The organism is Exiguobacterium sp. U13-1 (genome assembly GCF_001750115.1).
Lineage (GTDB): Bacteria > Bacillota > Bacilli > Exiguobacteriales > Exiguobacteriaceae > Exiguobacterium_A > Exiguobacterium_A acetylicum.
In genome coordinates this window covers 3,027,077-3,042,909 of record NZ_CP015731.1, presented here as the reverse complement: position 1 = coordinate 3,042,909, position 15,833 = coordinate 3,027,077, and the positions used below count along the sequence as shown (strand labels likewise).

Sequence of the window (15,833 nt, the reverse complement as noted above, 5' to 3'; positions counted from 1 at the left end):
GGACACAGAACTGGAAACGGAATAATCGTTTCCAGTCCTTTTTGAGTTCGTTATGATAAAGGGAGAAGGAGTTGACAGAAACGATGCATACGATTTTATTAGTCGAAGATGATATGAAGATTGCTACACTATTGAAAGAACTACTCGAACGCTATGATTTTAGAGTCGTCGTTGAAGATGGGCGAGGGGATGTCGTCGCGGTCTATGAAGAGACGAATCCGGACGTCATTCTATTAGATGTCAATTTACCGAAGTTTGACGGTTTCTATTGGTGCCGGCAGTTACGGATGAAGACACGGGCACCGATCTTGTTCATCTCGGCACGGGTCGGGGAGATGGATCAAGTCATGGCGCTCGAATACGGAGCGGATGATTACATCGTTAAACCGTTCCAAGGAGCGGTCGTCATCGCGAAGATTAAAAGTCAGATTCGCCGGGCCTATGGCACGCTGTCGAACGAGACGGATGAGCGAACGGTGACGAAAGAAGGTGTCACGTTGTACTTAGATCGTTATATCGTCGAGTACGGGGAACAGTCAATCGAGCTGTCAAAAAAAGAGGGGTTGATCCTTGAGATGCTGCTGACGGCAAGTCCCCGGATCGTCAGTCGGGGCGATCTGCTCGAACGGATTTGGGATGACGAAGCGTTCGTCGATGAGAATACGTTGAACGTCAATATTACGCGTGTTCGCAAACGACTTGCCGAGATTGGTGTCGCTGGACTTGAGACGGTGCGAGGCGTCGGTTATAAACTGGTTCTTGAACCATGAAGCTCTTTTTACGGCACGCGATACCAGGAATCCTCTTCTTTACCGGACAAATGCTGATTTTATATGCCGTCTTATGGCTCTATGATTTGTATCGCCCAGCAGCCTTCTTTTATATCGTACTTTTGAACAGTATCGGTCTCTTGATTTATCTCAGTTATCGTTTCTTCAGCATGCTTCCATTGCTACGACGGATGCAACAGCCAGTTCAATCGGTCGCAGAACCGATTCGCAGTGATAGTGAAGAACCGATTTCCGTTGCCGTCGAACAATTTTTAGAGCGGCAACAGACATTGTTTCGAAACAGTCTGTTTGCTGAGCGACGAAAAGAAAAGGAACGGCATCGGTATGTCGATCAATGGATTCACCAGATGAAGACACCGTTATCCGTCATCGAGTTGATCCTTGAACACCCAGGAGAACACTATCAAGCGGATTTACGTCAAGAGGTCGATCGATTGCGCAGTGGACTCGACCAGATGCTCTATTCGTCACGTTTAGAAGCGATCGAGACAGATTTGAAGGCGGAACGATTGGCACTGAAGCCGCTCGTCACGAGTATCATCAATCAAGAGAAACGATTATTCGTTAAAAATCAGGTCTTTCCGAAACTCGATATCGCTGACGACGTGTACGTATACACGGATGCGAAGTGGTTTCGTTTCCTCGTCCTACAGCTCGTGACGAACGCCATCAAGTACACGACGGGACATGGTCGAGAAGTCGTTCTGACGGCAGAAGTGACAAACGGGCAAGTCGTCCTTTCGGTTCAAGACGACGGTGTAGGGATTCCAAAACGAGACGTCCCACGTGTCTTTAATGCGTTCTTCACTGGCGAAAACGGACGACGTTACGGAGAATCGACCGGGATGGGGTTGTATTTCGTCCAGCAGGTCTGCTTGAAGCTCGGGCACGAGATTGAACTCGAGAGTGAAGAAGGGGTCGGTACGACATGCCGGATTCGATTAGTAGGAGGTCGCGCACATGATTGAGGTTAAACAATTAGGGAAAGTCTATCCCGGAAAGGTGACGGAACAACCGTTGACGGATATCAATTTCCGAGTCGAAGAAGGTGAGATGGTCGCAGTCATGGGACCATCCGGTAGTGGGAAATCGACGCTGATCAACTTGCTTGCAACACTCGACGAACCGAGTTGGGGATCGATTTTGATTGACGGCGTCGATACGGCGACGTTCAAACGAAAAGAGATGACACGTTTCCGGCGCGAGACGCTCGGGATCATCTTTCAGGAATTCAATCTACTCGATTCGTTAACGCTCGGCGAGAACATGCTCGTCCCGTTGATGCTATCGGGGAAAAAGACGAAGCTCGCGCGGGAAGAGATGGAGGAGTTGGCACGTCGTCTACAAATTGATGATCTGCTAGATAAACAGGTCGATGAGGTCAGTGGTGGACAACGACAACGGACCGCGATCGGTCGTGCCTTGATTCATACACCACGTCTGATGCTTGCGGACGAACCGACGGGAGCACTCGACTTCCAAGCGACAAAACACGTCATGGACGTCCTAGCCGAGTTGAACGCGACGGGGATGACGATGGTCATCGTGACACACGATCCACAAGTCGCGTCGTACTGTAACCATGTCTTGTTCCTAAAGGACGGTAGCATTCAGACGGAGTTATTCCGCGATGAACCACGCCGCATCTTTTTCCAACGGGTCATCGAATCACTATCGCTGCTAGGAGGGGATGAGCATCAATTATCTGCAATACGCCCTACGTAATATCCGGCGTTATCAGCGCTTGTATTACGGCTATGCCTTGACGATCATCATCGCGATGACGATCGTGACGAGTTATTGGAACTTGTTGACGAATGGATCATTCCAAAACGTCGCCAAAATCCTTAGTCAATTGAACCAAGTCATCGAGATGACGATCTTCTTCGTCTTCATCGCGGAGCTGATCATCCTATTTTTCAGTGTACTGTTCATCTATTCGACGACCTATACGATGCTTGAGCACCGCAAGAACGATTTACGGACAATGCGGACGCTCGGTAGTGGTCTGTCGCATTTTTTAAAGTATTTTTTGATTGAAGTGTTGATCGTCGGTGGTTTAGCCATCACTGCGGGGATGATTCTAGGTAATGTCTTGACGAAGATGCTGTTGCTGTCCGTCGTCAAAGTCATGTTCTTACCAGCAATCGAATTCGAATTATCCTTTTATGCGATTCTTGCTTTGATCGGTGGCGCCTTCCTTGTGTTGCTGACGGCAACGGTCCTTGCGATCTATCGCTTTCGTCCCGACCGACCGACGCGTTCCCGTTCGCTATTTCGAAAACGAGTCTGGATTCTGACGCAAATCGGAGCGTTACTTCTGTTGATCTATGGTTATGCCTTAGCCTTTGTTCGGACGGAAGGATTTTATATATTTTTCCCACTTGTCATCTTCATCGGCTCCTTCTTCATTTGCCGATATGTCTTACCGTGGTTGACCAAGTTATATCGACCACGTCGTTTGTCGCTGCGGAAGCTGATCGTCTCGGAAATCGCCAATCAACTCAGAACGAATAGTACGCTCATTGCCCTCGGAACGATTCTGACATCGTGTGCGCTAACAGCAGTCGGACTGGTCTTCTTGTTTCAATTGATCGGACTCGACTTATCATCCCAAAATCAATTCGGTCTCGTCTATTACGAAGAATCCGCTCAACCGACGAAGCGATTGAAGGATATCAAGCAGACGATGACGGAGGCATTCCCGGATCGCTACCAGCAGGATATTGAAGTAAAAGCAGATGGCACACGTGTCCTCTTACCGATTTCGTCGTACAACAAGATGATGCGTCAACTGCATCTTAAGGATCGAACGGCGACGGGGCGACAAAGTTTCTTTGTACCGGCACGTCCGGTACAACTTGAAGAGAATACACCGACGATGAAAAAAGAGAAGCAGGCGATGAAGAACGCTGACTTTGAGTTACTTCCCGCTGCTTCTCACGATTTAGTATTTGGTTACAATTATCAAATCGAGACGATCTTCGTCGTCAGTGATGCCGTTTTTCAAACACTCAAGCAACCCGTCCGGCAAATCGTCGTCTTCGATACGCCAGCCTACCATGATTATGGAACGAAGGACTGGAAACAGTGGATGAAAATCGTCCGCAACATCCAGTCGGCAGCGAAGCTAGATGAGAAGCAACCGGTTCCTTATCAGTTGATCAATGAGACAGAAGATGAAATCGACGGAATCCGAATCGTGCGACTTGTCACGTTCGTCGTCGTTCTCTTGACGATCTGGTTGTTCGTCATCAATGCGAGTTTTCTACATGTATGGATGCAGATGACGGCGGAACAGGAACAAAAGCGGATGAAGACGTTGTTTGCGTTAGGGTTCGGTTCCGGGAACATTCGCAGCTACTTGTTAATGAAGTATGGTGCTGTTCTGCTTATTCCGTATCTAATTTCTGTCTTCCATGCCTTCTTATTGTTCCAAGTCGTCGTGACACAAGCCGGACTACAGCCGGGATCATTTCTTAACTTAGCTGTATTTTGGATCAGTATCGTCACGGTTGGGTACTTCTTGAGTGTCCTACCGATTTGGTTGCGTTACCCGCGGCATCTGTTTCGGAATTCATCCGAAAGTTCGATGTATCCGACACCGGATTCAAGGGTATGATGATACCATAGGAATAAGGGAGGGAATCGTATGCTAGACCATTCACCATATCGGGGTTACGGTGACCGGATTCGTATTTTACGGGAGCGTGCCGGGATTACGATCGAACAGCTGGCTGAACGACTCGGCGTCGCACCGTACTTCATCCGCCGGACGGAGCTCAGCGAAGTCTATCCAACCAAACCCTACATCGAAGCATTGGCGGACGTCTTGAACATTGACGCCAGTTATTTGGCACGGCATATCTGGACGGGAGAGTCATTGAAGTTCATCATGCAACAGAATACACCGCTTGAAGAGATGAAGCTTGCTTATGAACAGACGCTCGGACAAGACGGGACGTGGGTCGAAGAACAGCTCGAAGAACGGATGCGCCTGTTTGATTTAATGTATGACGAGGACGTCAAACGGATCGAGCAGACAATGAGTGCGACCGAGCAACGGATCTTCCATGAGCTCGTCGAAGCCGTGATGGAAGCAGGGGAGTTGCAACGCGATCAAGCAGAAGAGACATATGAGTTGTTCGAGGATAAGTTACCATCGATGATGCAACTGGATGAATACCTCGACCGCATGACGGACGGTGTCTCTTTATCCAGTTCGACCTATTATGCGGATTACAGTGACCGGAAAAGTCGTTCCCGTTATCACCGAAAATAAAAAAAGTCGCTGTCTTCTGATTGACGTTCAGAAGACAGCGACTTTTTATTAACGTTGTGGCATCGGGCGTGGACGACGCGTCTTTTGACGGATCCGACCGATGATAAAACCAATGATCGCATTTGCAATGACGAGTACCCAACCGACATAGCCGAAATTGAGAGTTAAGCTACCAAGCATCGCTTGCCATTTGAAAATCATCATCACATCACCACGCAAGACGAATCGCGCGATACAGACGAGTAAGACAGTCAGTCCGGCGATGAAGACACCGACCCAGCTTCCGTATAAACGGGAAGAGTGGCGGCGCACCGCAACGAAGGACCAGCAAAAGAGGCTAGAGACGAACGCCATGCCTCCATAGGCAAGGACGAGTTCCCATGTCGCACTCGCTTGCGGGAATTTCGTGAACATGACAAGTGACGAGACCATGGCAGCAGCTGTGAAAAGGATCGCTGCCCAAAAACGAGACCGCATAACGTAGTTCCTCCTAAAGGCTTTTTCTCTCCTAACGATAGCGGAAACGATTCGTCTTGTAAACTGTTACCGGCGACCGCTTAAGATCCGGCGCAACTGTTTGAGTGGATTCGATCCATAGAACAGAACGCCACCCCGGTAGAATTTGGTTCCGACTAATAAGGCGAGCGAGATGCTGATCAGCATCAAAATGAGCGAAATCGACACTTGCCATAGCGGTACATCGGTCAACATGACGCGCAGGAACATGACCATCGGTGTAAAGAACGGAACGAATGACAGGACGACGACGGCTTGGTTCGTCGGTGCATTCAGACTAAACATCGAAATCATGAAAGCAGCGACGATCAACAAGATGACCGGTAACGTCACTTGCTGCGCATCCTCGACCCGACTGACGAGTGAACCGAGTGCCGCGAGGAGCGTCGCGTACAGGAAGTATCCGAGCAGGAAGAAAACGAACAGATAAATGATCGTTCGGGCACTCAGGGAATCGAGTGATAACTGATCGAATAAACTGCTGCTTTGAGCACTGTAGTAGCCGACACCAACGAGAATCGACAATTGTACGAGACTGACCGTAGCAATCGAAAGAATCTTCGCGAGCATGTGTTGGATCGGACTCGCTGCTGAGATCAGCAGCTCCATGACACGGGATGATTTTTCGTTCGCGATTTCTGTGACGATCATTCCACCGTAGATGGCAATCGTGAAGTACATCAAGAACAGCAACACGTAGACGAGCGCTGAGGCAGCGAATAATTCATCCTCGCTTTTTCCGCCAGTCGACGTCAATTCTTGCTTGATGGGAACGGGTTCAGCGAGCGAAGCAAGAACGTTCGGATCGATTTCAGCATCCGTGATGACGGCTTGGTCACGGACTTGTTTGACGACTGTTGCGACCTGTGTCTGTAATTCAGACTCAGGACTAGCGCTGACGAGTGTCACGTCATACGAATCCTGAACGATTGCCACGGCATCGAATGTACCGCGGTCGATTGCCTTTCGTGCTTGTGCGACCGTATAGTCCTTCGTCGTGATGTCTGAAGTGACACCAGCCTTCTTCAAGGCTGGACGAAGATCGGTCGACAATTCACTGACAAGAGCAACTTTCGGATCGTCACCCGAAAACCAGTCGAGAATCCGTTCGATATTGCCGAAGCCGACGAGGAACAGGACCATCAAGACAGTCGAGATCAAAAAGCTTTTCGCACGCAATTTTTGAAGTAGATTGAAGCGATATAAAGTCAGGAATTTACGGTTCATAACGTTTGCCGACCTCCTCGATGAAGATATCCTGCAGGGATAACTGATCCCAAACGAAACGATCGACATGGTGTCCTTGACTGACGATATGTTGGAGAAGTTGATCAGCCGTTTCTTTCGAAGAGACTTGGACGATATGCCCATTGTTATCTGACTCGACCTGGAGCACACCTGGTAAGCTATCCCATAGGAGTGGCGGAGCATCTGTCGTCAAAAGGACACGTGTTTTTCCGTATCCTGCCTTGATGTCAGGAAGATAACCGGCGACGACGGGTTTCCCATGATCGAGGATCGCGACATGTTCGCAGAGTTCTTCGACGTGGTCCATCCGGTGACTCGAGAAGACGATCGTCGTTCCGTCGACGGTCAACTTTTTGACAGCACGTTTCAACTGTTCGGCGTTGACCGGATCGAGTCCGCTGAACGGCTCATCTAAAATCAGCAGTTCGGGTTTATGTAGGACGGCGGAGATCAACTGGATTTTTTGTTGATTTCCTTTTGAGAGTTGTTCGACGCGCATTTTTTCATACTGCGGAATTTGGAAATACTCTAGCCATTCCGTCAAGGCTCGTTTCGCATCCTTCCGTTTCATATCGCGAAGTTCAGCAAGGAACAAGAGCTGTTCATCGACGCGAACTTTTGGATACAGCCCTCGTTCTTCCGGAAGGTATCCGATTTTTGAAGTCGGGATGCGCTCTCCATTCCAGGTGATCGATCCTTCAGTCGGTTGCAGTAGACCGAGCAGCATCCGGAACGTCGTTGTTTTTCCGGCACCGTTCGCACCAAGCAAACCAAAAATTTGCCCTCGTGGCACCTCGATCGTCAAGGCATCAACGGCCGTGAAATCGCCGAAACGCTTCGTGATGTGTTTGATTTCTAACATAAGAACCTCCTTTAAAGACGTCTGTTGCACGACAAGTGTACCATTGTTACATAGTGTCCTACGGTCGGAAATGGATAAAGGTTCCAAAAAAGAACGAGGGAAGGCTTATCAGTTTACTTTTTGTTCTTTAGTTACTATTATTGTTTTAACAGATACGACTGAAGGAGGAACGCATCATATGAAAACGCAAGGTATCCATCATATCTCAGCGATGGTTGGCGATCCACAAGAAAATCTCGATTTTTACGGAACGATTCTCGGGCTACGATTCGTCAAAAAAACGGTCAACTTCGATGATCCAGGAACGTACCACTTCTACTTCGGTAACGAATCTGGAGCACCGGGAACGATCATCACGTTCTTTCCGTTTGAAGGCATGGCAAAAGGACAGGTCGGTGCCGGACAAGTCGGAACGACAGCTTACGCGATTCCGGTCGGTGCAGCAGATTTTTGGAAAGCGCGACTGACAGAAAAAAACGTCTCGTTTGAAGAAACGGTTCGGTTCGGAGAGCAACAGATCGCCTTCGAAGATCCACACGGTCTTCAGATTGAACTCGTCGAACGCGAGGCGGGACAAGGCAGTCGCTATGAAATCGACGGCATCACACGTGATGTCGCCATCAAAGGATTTGCGGGAGCGACGTTACTGTCAAGAGATCCATCAGACACAGCAAAATTACTGACAGACACATTCGGACTGACACTCAGCAAACGGACGGAAACCGTTGACCGGTACATCGCAGAAGGCGAGTTCGGGAATGTCGTTGACGTCGTTCATGGTCAAATGCCAGTCGGTCGTCCGGGGACTGGAACGGTTCACCATATTGCGTGGCGGGCAACGGATCAAAAGGAACAACTCGACTGGATGAACGCCATCAACACGTTCGGTTTGTTGACGACTGAAGTGAAGGATCGCAACTACTTCACATCGATCTATTTCCATGACCGCGGTCGGATCCTCCATGAAATCGCGACCGATAATCCAGGGTTCGCGATCGATGAAGAGTTCGAGATGCTCGGAGAAGACTTGAAGTTACCGGAACAATTCGAAGCACATCGTACGGCGATCACAAATCATGTAACACCTATTACTGTACCGAAGGGGAGACTCGTATGATTCATTTATACCAAGCACCAAAAACATCAGACGCACCGATCTTTTTATTCTTACATGGCACAGGCGGAACGGAACAAGATCTCGTTGGACTCGTCTCGTTGCTCGATTCGGAAGCAGGCTACTTGTCCGTCCGTGGGGAAGTCTCGGAAAACGGGATGCCACGCTTCTTCAAACGACTCGCAGAAGGTGTCTTTGATGAAGAAGACCTCGCTTTACGGACAGCACGTTTAATTCAGTTTTTACGTGACCAGGCAGCGGAGCGCGGTTTTGATCTCGATCGTCTGATTCCAGTCGGGTACTCGAACGGTGCGAACATCGCGGCGAATATGTTGTTCGAAGAAGCTTTGTTCAAACAAGCGATTCTGTTGCATCCGATGGTACCACGTCGTGGTGTGACGCTACCTGACTTATCGGACGTGCGCGTCTTCATCGGCGCCGGAAGCAATGACCCGATTTGTCCGGCTCAGGAAACGGAAGAGTTATCAGCACTCTTGAAGCAAGCCGGTGCATCAGTCGACGTCACGTGGTCGAATTACGGTCACCAACTCGTCATGCCAACGATTGAAGCGGCAACGGATTGGTTAAAACACTAAAAAAGGGCTGTCCCATCTGCTTCTTTCATAGAAGATGATGGGGCAGTCCTCTTTTCGTTTCAAGCGGGATGATCACTTTTTGGTCGGGAGTAGACGATCAGAACACCACGCTCGACGAGCTGGAGTGCAAGAATCTGTTTCACTTCTTCCGATGCTTTCGTCTGCGCAAGATGCCGGTAGAGCAAGCGAAGTTCACGGCGCATCGTCTTACGGATCAGCCACATGCTATCAATCGTCGTACACCAACCGGTCACGGTCTCGTGTCCGATATAATACTGCGTCTGACGTTCGAGATAACGAATCCACCACTCGTCACGCGCCATTTTTAGTACGACACCCGTGAGACCAAGTACAAGGATGGCGAGGGGAATGCTTTCATATAAAGGAAGACGACCAAGAACGGTACCAACATTCGTGACGAGGGCAAGCATCACCCATCCTATGCATCCGATGACAAGCCAATATCCAAAGTTGAGAGTACTTCGATGTCGTAACGTCACTTTCGGCGTAAGCAATGAAGTGGCCATCAGAAACACCTCCTTGTTAAATAATCGAATTTTCTGACAATTTGTAGTTGTCCTTCTACTATAGTTACTTTTTCCCGAATCGTCTAGTCATTAGACATGGAAAATGTGTTTCTTTCTTGACGAAATTCGTGTACGCTAAATGAAGAAGCGAGCGTTTACATAAAGGGGGATATAAAGAAATGATGGATCAAGTGATTTGGATTGCTGTCGGAATCGTTGCCGTTGCTGTTTTCTCAGCATCGAGCGTCGCAGCCTACATGGGTGTCAAAAACCAAGAAGATTAATAATCAAAAAACGGCTCATCTCGGAAATCGGGATGAGCCGTTTTTTGATTTAGTTATTTGCTGTCAAATCGGTTTTAAGTGCATAGGGTTTCAGCGCATCACTCCAACGCAGGTAACCGCCACCGACGAGGTGGAGTCCGTCGTACGTCATCCGATTTTGTAGGTACCCCTGTTTATTCGTCAAGACAGGTCGCAGATCAACGAATGGTACTTCCACGGATTGAGCGAGGTTTTGTAAATTCCGATTCAATGCTTCGACGTCCCGGTTGATTCGGACGGAGTCCGAATATTTCGGTGCGACAGGAACGGTTGACTGAATGACGACGTCGATGTTATTTTTTCGAAGTGTCGTCACGATCGTCGTCATGTTCTCAGTGATTTGCGGAATCGGTGTATAGTGACGAATATCATTGATACCGCCCATCAGGAAGACGCGTTTTGGTTTCATCTCAATGATCAAGTCGAGGCGAGTCAAAAAGCCTTCTGTCGTATCACCAGGAATCCCGAAATTCACGATCGTCGGATCCTTCATCAAGATACGCCAATCGGCAAAATTCGTCATCGAGTCGCCTAACATGACAGCATTCGCAGATTTTGGGTATTGATAAGTATGGAATAGACTATTCAGACGGACATAGTTTGGATTCTTATCGTATTGGAAGGTCGTGACTGGAGTCGTACTCGTTGCAGGTAAGACGCTTTCGAATAGTTCGAGCGGTTTACGTCCCAGTAACAATGCAAGGAGAACGACGTTCAAGACGACAGATAGAATCAAGAGTGTCTTTTTCATAAACATTCGTTCCTTTCGAGGGAGTATAAGGGGTAGTGTAACATGAATCGGAATCCGTGGTTTGATAATATCAAAGGTTTTCTTGTCATTTTCGTCGTCATCGGTCACATGTTAACGGATTTACGGTTTGATTATGACGGAAAGTTGCTTGAGACGGTTTATCTGTTGATTTACTCGTTTCATATGCCATTATTCATTATTTTAAGCGGTTATTTCTTCCGCGAAAACAAGTATTTACGTGTCATCCAACTATTTGCCGTCTACTGTGTCTGGCAAATCTTAATTGGATCTTGGGCGACGCTTGGAGAAGGAATGCCGCTCTTTTCTGGTGAAAACATCGGTACGCATCTCCTACGTCCCTACTGGGCACTTTGGTATCTGTTTGTCATGGTCGTCTGGTATATCGTGACGCCGTATGTCGTTCACTTGCGTGGATATGTCTGGTTCGGTCTTGCCTTCGCCTTGCTGTATGGATTTGAACTCGAGAACACGGGATTCTTGGCACTTCGGAAGCTGATCATGTTCTATCCGTATTTCTTGCTCGGGAACTACCTATCGGAGCACGAATTCATCCGCATCTTCGAGATGCCGAAGAACTTCAAGCGCCGGATGAACGTCCGCTTGATTGGTGGTGTGACGTTCGCAGCCGTCATGGGCTTCTTATTGTTCGAGGCGTGGCGTGACACACCGCAAGAGATCGTCGATTTCGCGAATGCCTTCAAGCATCGTTTCCCGTACGCTGAACAGTATGACAGTGACACGTGGATTGGTGTACTCAAGCATAGCGTCATCTATGTCTTGTCGATCGCGGCCTCGCTCGGTTTCATGATGTTGATCCCGATGCGTCGTCTTCCGCTCATCACACGAGCTGGGGAACTCAGCCTCTACGTCTATCTACTCCACGTCTTCTTCGTCATGGCGTGGCGTCAATATGTGACGGATGCATTCGTACCGCAACCGTGGCTCGCTTTACTGATCATGATTGGCGTCGCCTTGTTGATCGTTGGTATCATCATACACCCGCTCGTCGTCCGTGTCCTCCGTCCTTTGATTGAGATTGACATTCGCCCGATCGTCGAGAAACGGGAAGACCTTTCAAAATAAGGCGGAATGCATTACACTTTAAGATAGATGGATTACTAGACGAAGGGCGTGGAAGGTATGTCATATAATTTAAATAATGCGGACGGTGTCGTGAACGTCTCGCAACAAGTCATCGAGGTCATCGCAGGGGTAGCCGTTCAAGAAACGGAAGGCATCGCCTTTACAGCAGATGATTCGAAACTGCAGGAAAAACAGATGGTCAAACTCGTGAAAGTCGAAGATGTCGGCGGCGATATCACGGTTAGTCTGTCCGTGCATATCAAATACGGCATGTCGATCATCAAGACAGCTGGAAAAGTCCAAGAACGGATCGCACAAGACATGGAAAACATGCTCGCGTTCCAACCAAAAGCAATCAACGTCCGCGTCATCGGACTCTTAAAAGGATAAGCAAAACGTCTCGGCATCTTGTGTGCCGAGACGTTTTTTTTAGGAAGAGGGAGGAAGATAACGGAGACCGAATGCCGGGACATCTGTTGCGGTGCAGGCGAAACGGAGACGAATCGCATGTTGGCTATGAGCAGGTAAGGACAATCCAGGATGGATGACGTCTGCGAGTGGCGTCTCGCCATCCATCAGTTCGAACGCTAGCGCCTCGAGCGTCAGTGTCTGATCGCTCGCATTACGGACGAGGACGGTCGCTGTCACAGTATCCGGCTCGCGCATGATCGAGACCGGTAATAACGACCATCCATCTGCTGGAGGTGTCGGGTGCGAATAAGCGACTTGACGAATCATCCGTTGCTCGGGTTCCGTGAAGTCATCGTCGATGAAAAGCTCAGTCAGCGTCTCGCTTGAGAAGACGAGTTGTAGCGGTTCCGTTAACTGTTCGAGGTCGACGAAACAATCATCTTCTTCAAACGTCAACCAGAGCGGCAATGTCGCCATCGGGAGTATGACGGGAACTTCTTCGATACTGAGGACTTTGCGAGCGACGAGTTCGTCACCGGAGAGCGCAAGGACGACAAGATCATTCAGATGGAACGACCGAGACAACGTGTTTTGGAATAAGGCGATGACTTGAAGCGGACGACGCGATAAAACTTGAAACAGATGAATCGCCATCTGATTGACCTGTAACTCAGGTAGTTGTTTCGCGACGTGACGAAAGACGTATTCGTCTTCCTTGACGATCGGCATGTCCTCCGTGAAATAGAGCGGGGGACGGAACACTTCATTCGACGTGTGCATGATGCAGTTCTCCTTCGCTATCGTGTGTCTGTTCGGCGCGGCAGATACCAGAAAGGACCTGCTTTTCGAAACTCGCAATGGCATATTCGAAGTAATCCACGCCTTCCCGCTCAAAGATGCGCACTGGTTGCTCTTGTCCGTAACTCCGGAGGTGGATTCCTTCTTTTAAGCTGTTCATGGCTGTTAAGTGGCGCGTCCATTGCTCATCCAGTGCAAGGAGGATGAAGCGTTTGACGGTCTCTTTTTCAGCCGCAACATGGGCAACGAGTAAGGCTTCGGTGTCAGCAATCAGCGGCTCAAGTTGGCGTTTCATCTCGTCGATCGTTTCCAGTCGTTCCAACGTGACCGGTTGATGCAACAGTTGCTCGAGTTCTGTCGTGACGAGAGCCAGCGGCCATTCTTCCGGGACGAGATCGTCAGAAAGTGTTTGGTCGATGATCGACGGCAAGACACGTCCGGCAAACGGTTGGACGATGTCTTCGAGTGACGTCGCATCAACGATTCTGTTGCGGAGATGATAGATTGCTTGCCGTTGTTCGCTGATGACTTCTTCGAGCTGGACGAGTTCATCCCGAACACTCCGATTGACGGATTCACACGTCGACTGAGCGAACTGCAATAGATCCCGAACGTCACGTGAAGCCAGTAGACCGGAAGCATCTCGTACTTTTTGTTGCACGCGTGCGAGACGGTCGCGCGCGAAACGACGAGGCAGTTCATCTTCGAGCGAGAGATAAAATTGCGTCAATCCGGGATCGCCTTGGCGACCTGCCCGACCACGGAGTTGGTTGTCGATCCGAATAGATTCATGGCGTTCGGTTCCGATGACGAACAAGCCGCCTTGTTGTTGTGCTGTTTCATCAAGTAAAATATCCGTTCCGCGACCTGCCATGTTCGTGGCGATCGTGATTCGACCGGCTTGTCCGGCTGAAGCGATGATCCGGACTTCCTGATCGACGGTTTTTGCGTTCAGGATCTCGTAGGTGAGTTCATGTGTATCAAGTGTCTTCGCGACGCGTAAGGACTGTTCAATCGACGAAGTACCGATCAGAACTGGTCGTCCCGTGACGTGTGCCGATTTTGTCGCCAGCGCGATTGCCTCTAATTTTTCGTCACGCGTCGCAAAGATGACGTCCTCCGCATCGATCCGGATTTTCGGACGATTTGATGGAATCGTCACGACATCCATCCCGTACGTCTTTTGGAACTCCTCCCGTGACGTCGCCGCTGTACCCGTCATTCCTGCCACCTGGTGATAAAGACGGAAATAATGCTGAATCGTGATTTGTGCCGTCGTCCGGTTCTCTTCCGTGACGGGAACACCTTCTTTTGCTTCAAGTGCCTGATGTAACCCGTCGGATAGACTGCGTCCTTCCATCAGACGACCCGTGAAGAGGTCGACGAGCGCGATTTTTTGATCCTTGACGATATAGTCGACATCTCGCTTGAGGACGACATGGGCACGTAAGGCTTGAATGACGTAATGGAAGAGGACGGAGTGCTCAGCAGCAAACAGATGATCAATCGCAAACGCCTCCTCGATCGTCTCAATCCCCTGATCAGTCAAGGCGACCGCTTTAATCTCTTCGTCGAACGTATAATCCCGCTCGTCTTCGAATGTCTGCACGACATGACGGACGAGTTGCTGTAACCCTTCGTGGACACTGTCTCGTTCCGCCATGATGAGTGGTGTTTTCGCTTCATCGATTAAAATGCTATCGACTTCGTCGATCAAGGCGAAATGAAGCGGACGTTGTAGACGTTCCGTCGGCTCCATGATCAGATGATCGCGCAGGTAATCGAACCCGAATTCAGTCCCGACACCGTATGTAATGTCTGCTGCGTAGGCGATCCGTTTTTCCTCAAACGTAGCTTCAGCGGAATTGATTCCGACCTGCAACCCTAAAAATCGGTGAATCTGACCGATTTGCTCCGCATCGCGTTGTGCCAGATACTCATTGACGGTAATGACGTGGACACCTTTTCCGTGAAGCGCCTGAGTGAAGCTCGCGAGTGAAGCAACGAGCGTCTTTCCTTCACCGGTCGCCATCTCGGCGATTTGTCCTTCAAGTAATGCCAGACCGCCCATGAGCTGCACATCGTAATGCCGTAAGCCGAGCGTTCGTTTACTCGCTTCTCGGACAAGGGCGAATGCCATTGGTGTGATCGCATCGATTCGTTCCCCAGTTTGTAGCCGCTCACGTAATGAGGCGGTCAATTCACGTAACGCTTGATCGGATGTTTGTTCCATTTCTCGTTCTAGGCTATTGATCGTCGTTACGATTTTTTCATAACGATGAATTCTTCGACTTTGATCATTCAACAACTGTTTAACACGTTGAAACATCTTCGTCACTCCCTCATATGCTATGAGATTCATTATAGCAGTTAAAAAATGTAAAACGAATAGTAAAGAACGAAATAAGTAAAACATTCCCTTAAAATTGAAAGCGTTATCAAAATTAACGTGTTTCGTGCTTAAAAATAGAAAATCAGAAATATTTGATAACGCTTGCAAAGATTCGGAA

Annotated in this window: 16 protein-coding genes; 9 read left to right on the top strand and 7 right to left on the bottom strand. The window is 49.0% G+C overall.

Annotated features, from left to right (window positions below):
* The first annotated feature begins 83 nt into the window (after window positions 1-83).
* The 5 genes from ESP131_RS15785 to ESP131_RS15765 are packed head-to-tail and all read left to right on the top strand — an operon-like array spanning window position 84 to window position 5,073.
* Window positions 84-770, top strand: a complete 687-nt coding sequence (locus tag ESP131_RS15785; protein WP_047393119.1) for a response regulator transcription factor — start codon at window positions 84-86, stop codon at window positions 768-770.
* Window positions 767-1,759, top strand: a complete 993-nt coding sequence (locus tag ESP131_RS15780) for a sensor histidine kinase (protein ID WP_029342561.1) — start codon at window positions 767-769, stop codon at window positions 1,757-1,759. The genes ESP131_RS15785 and ESP131_RS15780 overlap by 4 nt, the downstream gene beginning before the upstream one ends.
* A complete protein-coding gene (locus tag ESP131_RS15775; protein ID WP_029342560.1) occupies window positions 1,752-2,516 on the top strand; it encodes an ABC transporter ATP-binding protein in 765 nt (254 codons plus the stop codon). The genes ESP131_RS15780 and ESP131_RS15775 overlap by 8 nt, the downstream gene beginning before the upstream one ends.
* Window positions 2,482-4,413 (top strand): ABC transporter permease, encoded by a 1,932-nt coding sequence (locus tag ESP131_RS15770; RefSeq protein ID WP_081834737.1) that lies wholly within the window; start codon window positions 2,482-2,484, stop codon window positions 4,411-4,413. Before ESP131_RS15775 ends, ESP131_RS15770 begins: the two co-directional genes overlap by 35 nt.
* A gap of 30 nt (window positions 4,414-4,443) precedes the next feature.
* Window positions 4,444-5,073, top strand: coding sequence for a helix-turn-helix domain-containing protein (locus tag ESP131_RS15765; protein WP_029342558.1), 630 nt, complete (start codon window positions 4,444-4,446; stop codon window positions 5,071-5,073).
* Between the two features lie 48 nt (window positions 5,074-5,121).
* On the opposite strand, the gene ESP131_RS15760 is transcribed toward ESP131_RS15765, so the two are convergent.
* The 3 genes from ESP131_RS15760 to ESP131_RS15750 form a co-directional block, all read right to left on the bottom strand.
* The gene (locus ESP131_RS15760; RefSeq protein WP_029342557.1) at window positions 5,122-5,550 is read right to left on the bottom strand and encodes a hypothetical protein; all 429 of its coding nucleotides are present in this window, start codon (window positions 5,548-5,550) and stop codon (window positions 5,122-5,124) included.
* 66 nt (window positions 5,551-5,616) lie between these two features.
* Window positions 5,617-6,816 carry an ABC transporter permease gene (locus tag ESP131_RS15755; RefSeq protein WP_029342556.1) on the bottom strand — a complete coding sequence of 400 codons (1,200 nt, stop codon included), beginning with the start codon at window positions 6,814-6,816 and terminating at the stop codon, window positions 5,617-5,619.
* Window positions 6,806-7,699: an ABC transporter ATP-binding protein gene (locus ESP131_RS15750; protein ID WP_047393127.1), complete on the bottom strand. Its 894-nt coding sequence runs from the start codon at window positions 7,697-7,699 to the stop codon at window positions 6,806-6,808. Before ESP131_RS15750 ends, ESP131_RS15755 begins: the two co-directional genes overlap by 11 nt.
* A 178-nt stretch (window positions 7,700-7,877) precedes the next feature.
* Between ESP131_RS15750 and ESP131_RS15745 the strand changes: the two genes are divergently transcribed.
* Together ESP131_RS15745 and ESP131_RS15740 are read left to right on the top strand one after the other, a co-directional pair.
* Window positions 7,878-8,816 (top strand): VOC family protein, encoded by a 939-nt coding sequence (locus ESP131_RS15745; protein ID WP_069940950.1) that lies wholly within the window; start codon window positions 7,878-7,880, stop codon window positions 8,814-8,816.
* Entirely contained in the window at window positions 8,813-9,409 is a 597-nt protein-coding gene (locus tag ESP131_RS15740) for an alpha/beta hydrolase (protein ID WP_069940949.1), read from the top strand. Before ESP131_RS15745 ends, ESP131_RS15740 begins: the two co-directional genes overlap by 4 nt.
* Before the next feature lie 59 nt (window positions 9,410-9,468).
* On the opposite strand, the gene ESP131_RS15735 is transcribed toward ESP131_RS15740, so the two are convergent.
* The gene (locus ESP131_RS15735; RefSeq protein WP_029342552.1) at window positions 9,469-9,936 is read right to left on the bottom strand and encodes a hypothetical protein; all 468 of its coding nucleotides are present in this window, start codon (window positions 9,934-9,936) and stop codon (window positions 9,469-9,471) included.
* A gap of 333 nt (window positions 9,937-10,269) precedes the next feature.
* Window positions 10,270-11,010, bottom strand: a complete 741-nt coding sequence (locus ESP131_RS15730) for an SGNH/GDSL hydrolase family protein (RefSeq protein ID WP_029342551.1) — start codon at window positions 11,008-11,010, stop codon at window positions 10,270-10,272.
* A gap of 42 nt (window positions 11,011-11,052) precedes the next feature.
* Between ESP131_RS15730 and ESP131_RS15725 the strand changes: the two genes are divergently transcribed.
* Window positions 11,053-12,114, top strand: coding sequence for an acyltransferase family protein (locus tag ESP131_RS15725; RefSeq protein WP_069940948.1), 1,062 nt, complete (start codon window positions 11,053-11,055; stop codon window positions 12,112-12,114).
* Between the two features lie 57 nt (window positions 12,115-12,171).
* Window positions 12,172-12,504 carry an Asp23/Gls24 family envelope stress response protein gene (locus ESP131_RS15720; protein ID WP_029342549.1) on the top strand — a complete coding sequence of 111 codons (333 nt, stop codon included), beginning with the start codon at window positions 12,172-12,174 and terminating at the stop codon, window positions 12,502-12,504.
* Between the two features lie 39 nt (window positions 12,505-12,543).
* On the opposite strand, the gene ESP131_RS15715 is transcribed toward ESP131_RS15720, so the two are convergent.
* Both ESP131_RS15715 and secA2 read right to left on the bottom strand, forming a co-directional pair.
* Window positions 12,544-13,305: an SLAP domain-containing protein gene (locus ESP131_RS15715; RefSeq protein ID WP_069940947.1), complete on the bottom strand. Its 762-nt coding sequence runs from the start codon at window positions 13,303-13,305 to the stop codon at window positions 12,544-12,546.
* Window positions 13,289-15,652, bottom strand: coding sequence for an accessory Sec system translocase SecA2 (gene secA2, locus ESP131_RS15710; protein WP_069940946.1), 2,364 nt, complete (start codon window positions 15,650-15,652; stop codon window positions 13,289-13,291). The genes ESP131_RS15715 and secA2 overlap by 17 nt, the downstream gene beginning before the upstream one ends.
* Between the last annotated feature and the right edge of the window lie 181 nt (window positions 15,653-15,833).

What these genes read in the sequence shown, in the direction of transcription:
- ESP131_RS15755 (WP_029342556.1), bottom strand. Translation starts at nt 6,816, where the DNA reads ATGAACCGTAAATTCCTGACTTTATATCGCTTCAATCTACTTCAAAAA.
- ESP131_RS15770 (WP_081834737.1), top strand. Translation starts at nt 2,482, where the DNA reads ATGAGCATCAATTATCTGCAATACGCCCTACGTAATATCCGGCGTTAT.
- ESP131_RS15740 (WP_069940949.1), top strand. Translation starts at nt 8,813, where the DNA reads ATGATTCATTTATACCAAGCACCAAAAACATCAGACGCACCGATCTTT.
- ESP131_RS15760 (WP_029342557.1), bottom strand. Translation starts at nt 5,550, where the DNA reads ATGCGGTCTCGTTTTTGGGCAGCGATCCTTTTCACAGCTGCTGCCATG.
- secA2 (WP_069940946.1), bottom strand. Translation starts at nt 15,652, where the DNA reads ATGTTTCAACGTGTTAAACAGTTGTTGAATGATCAAAGTCGAAGAATT.
- ESP131_RS15780 (WP_029342561.1), top strand. Translation starts at nt 767, where the DNA reads ATGAAGCTCTTTTTACGGCACGCGATACCAGGAATCCTCTTCTTTACC.
- ESP131_RS15730 (WP_029342551.1), bottom strand. Translation starts at nt 11,010, where the DNA reads ATGAAAAAGACACTCTTGATTCTATCTGTCGTCTTGAACGTCGTTCTC.
- ESP131_RS15720 (WP_029342549.1), top strand. Translation starts at nt 12,172, where the DNA reads ATGTCATATAATTTAAATAATGCGGACGGTGTCGTGAACGTCTCGCAA.
- ESP131_RS15735 (WP_029342552.1), bottom strand. Translation starts at nt 9,936, where the DNA reads ATGGCCACTTCATTGCTTACGCCGAAAGTGACGTTACGACATCGAAGT.
- ESP131_RS15745 (WP_069940950.1), top strand. Translation starts at nt 7,878, where the DNA reads ATGAAAACGCAAGGTATCCATCATATCTCAGCGATGGTTGGCGATCCA.
- ESP131_RS15775 (WP_029342560.1), top strand. Translation starts at nt 1,752, where the DNA reads ATGATTGAGGTTAAACAATTAGGGAAAGTCTATCCCGGAAAGGTGACG.
- ESP131_RS15750 (WP_047393127.1), bottom strand. Translation starts at nt 7,699, where the DNA reads ATGTTAGAAATCAAACACATCACGAAGCGTTTCGGCGATTTCACGGCC.
- ESP131_RS15725 (WP_069940948.1), top strand. Translation starts at nt 11,053, where the DNA reads ATGAATCGGAATCCGTGGTTTGATAATATCAAAGGTTTTCTTGTCATT.
- ESP131_RS15785 (WP_047393119.1), top strand. Translation starts at nt 84, where the DNA reads ATGCATACGATTTTATTAGTCGAAGATGATATGAAGATTGCTACACTA.
- ESP131_RS15715 (WP_069940947.1), bottom strand. Translation starts at nt 13,305, where the DNA reads ATGCACACGTCGAATGAAGTGTTCCGTCCCCCGCTCTATTTCACGGAG.
- ESP131_RS15765 (WP_029342558.1), top strand. Translation starts at nt 4,444, where the DNA reads ATGCTAGACCATTCACCATATCGGGGTTACGGTGACCGGATTCGTATT.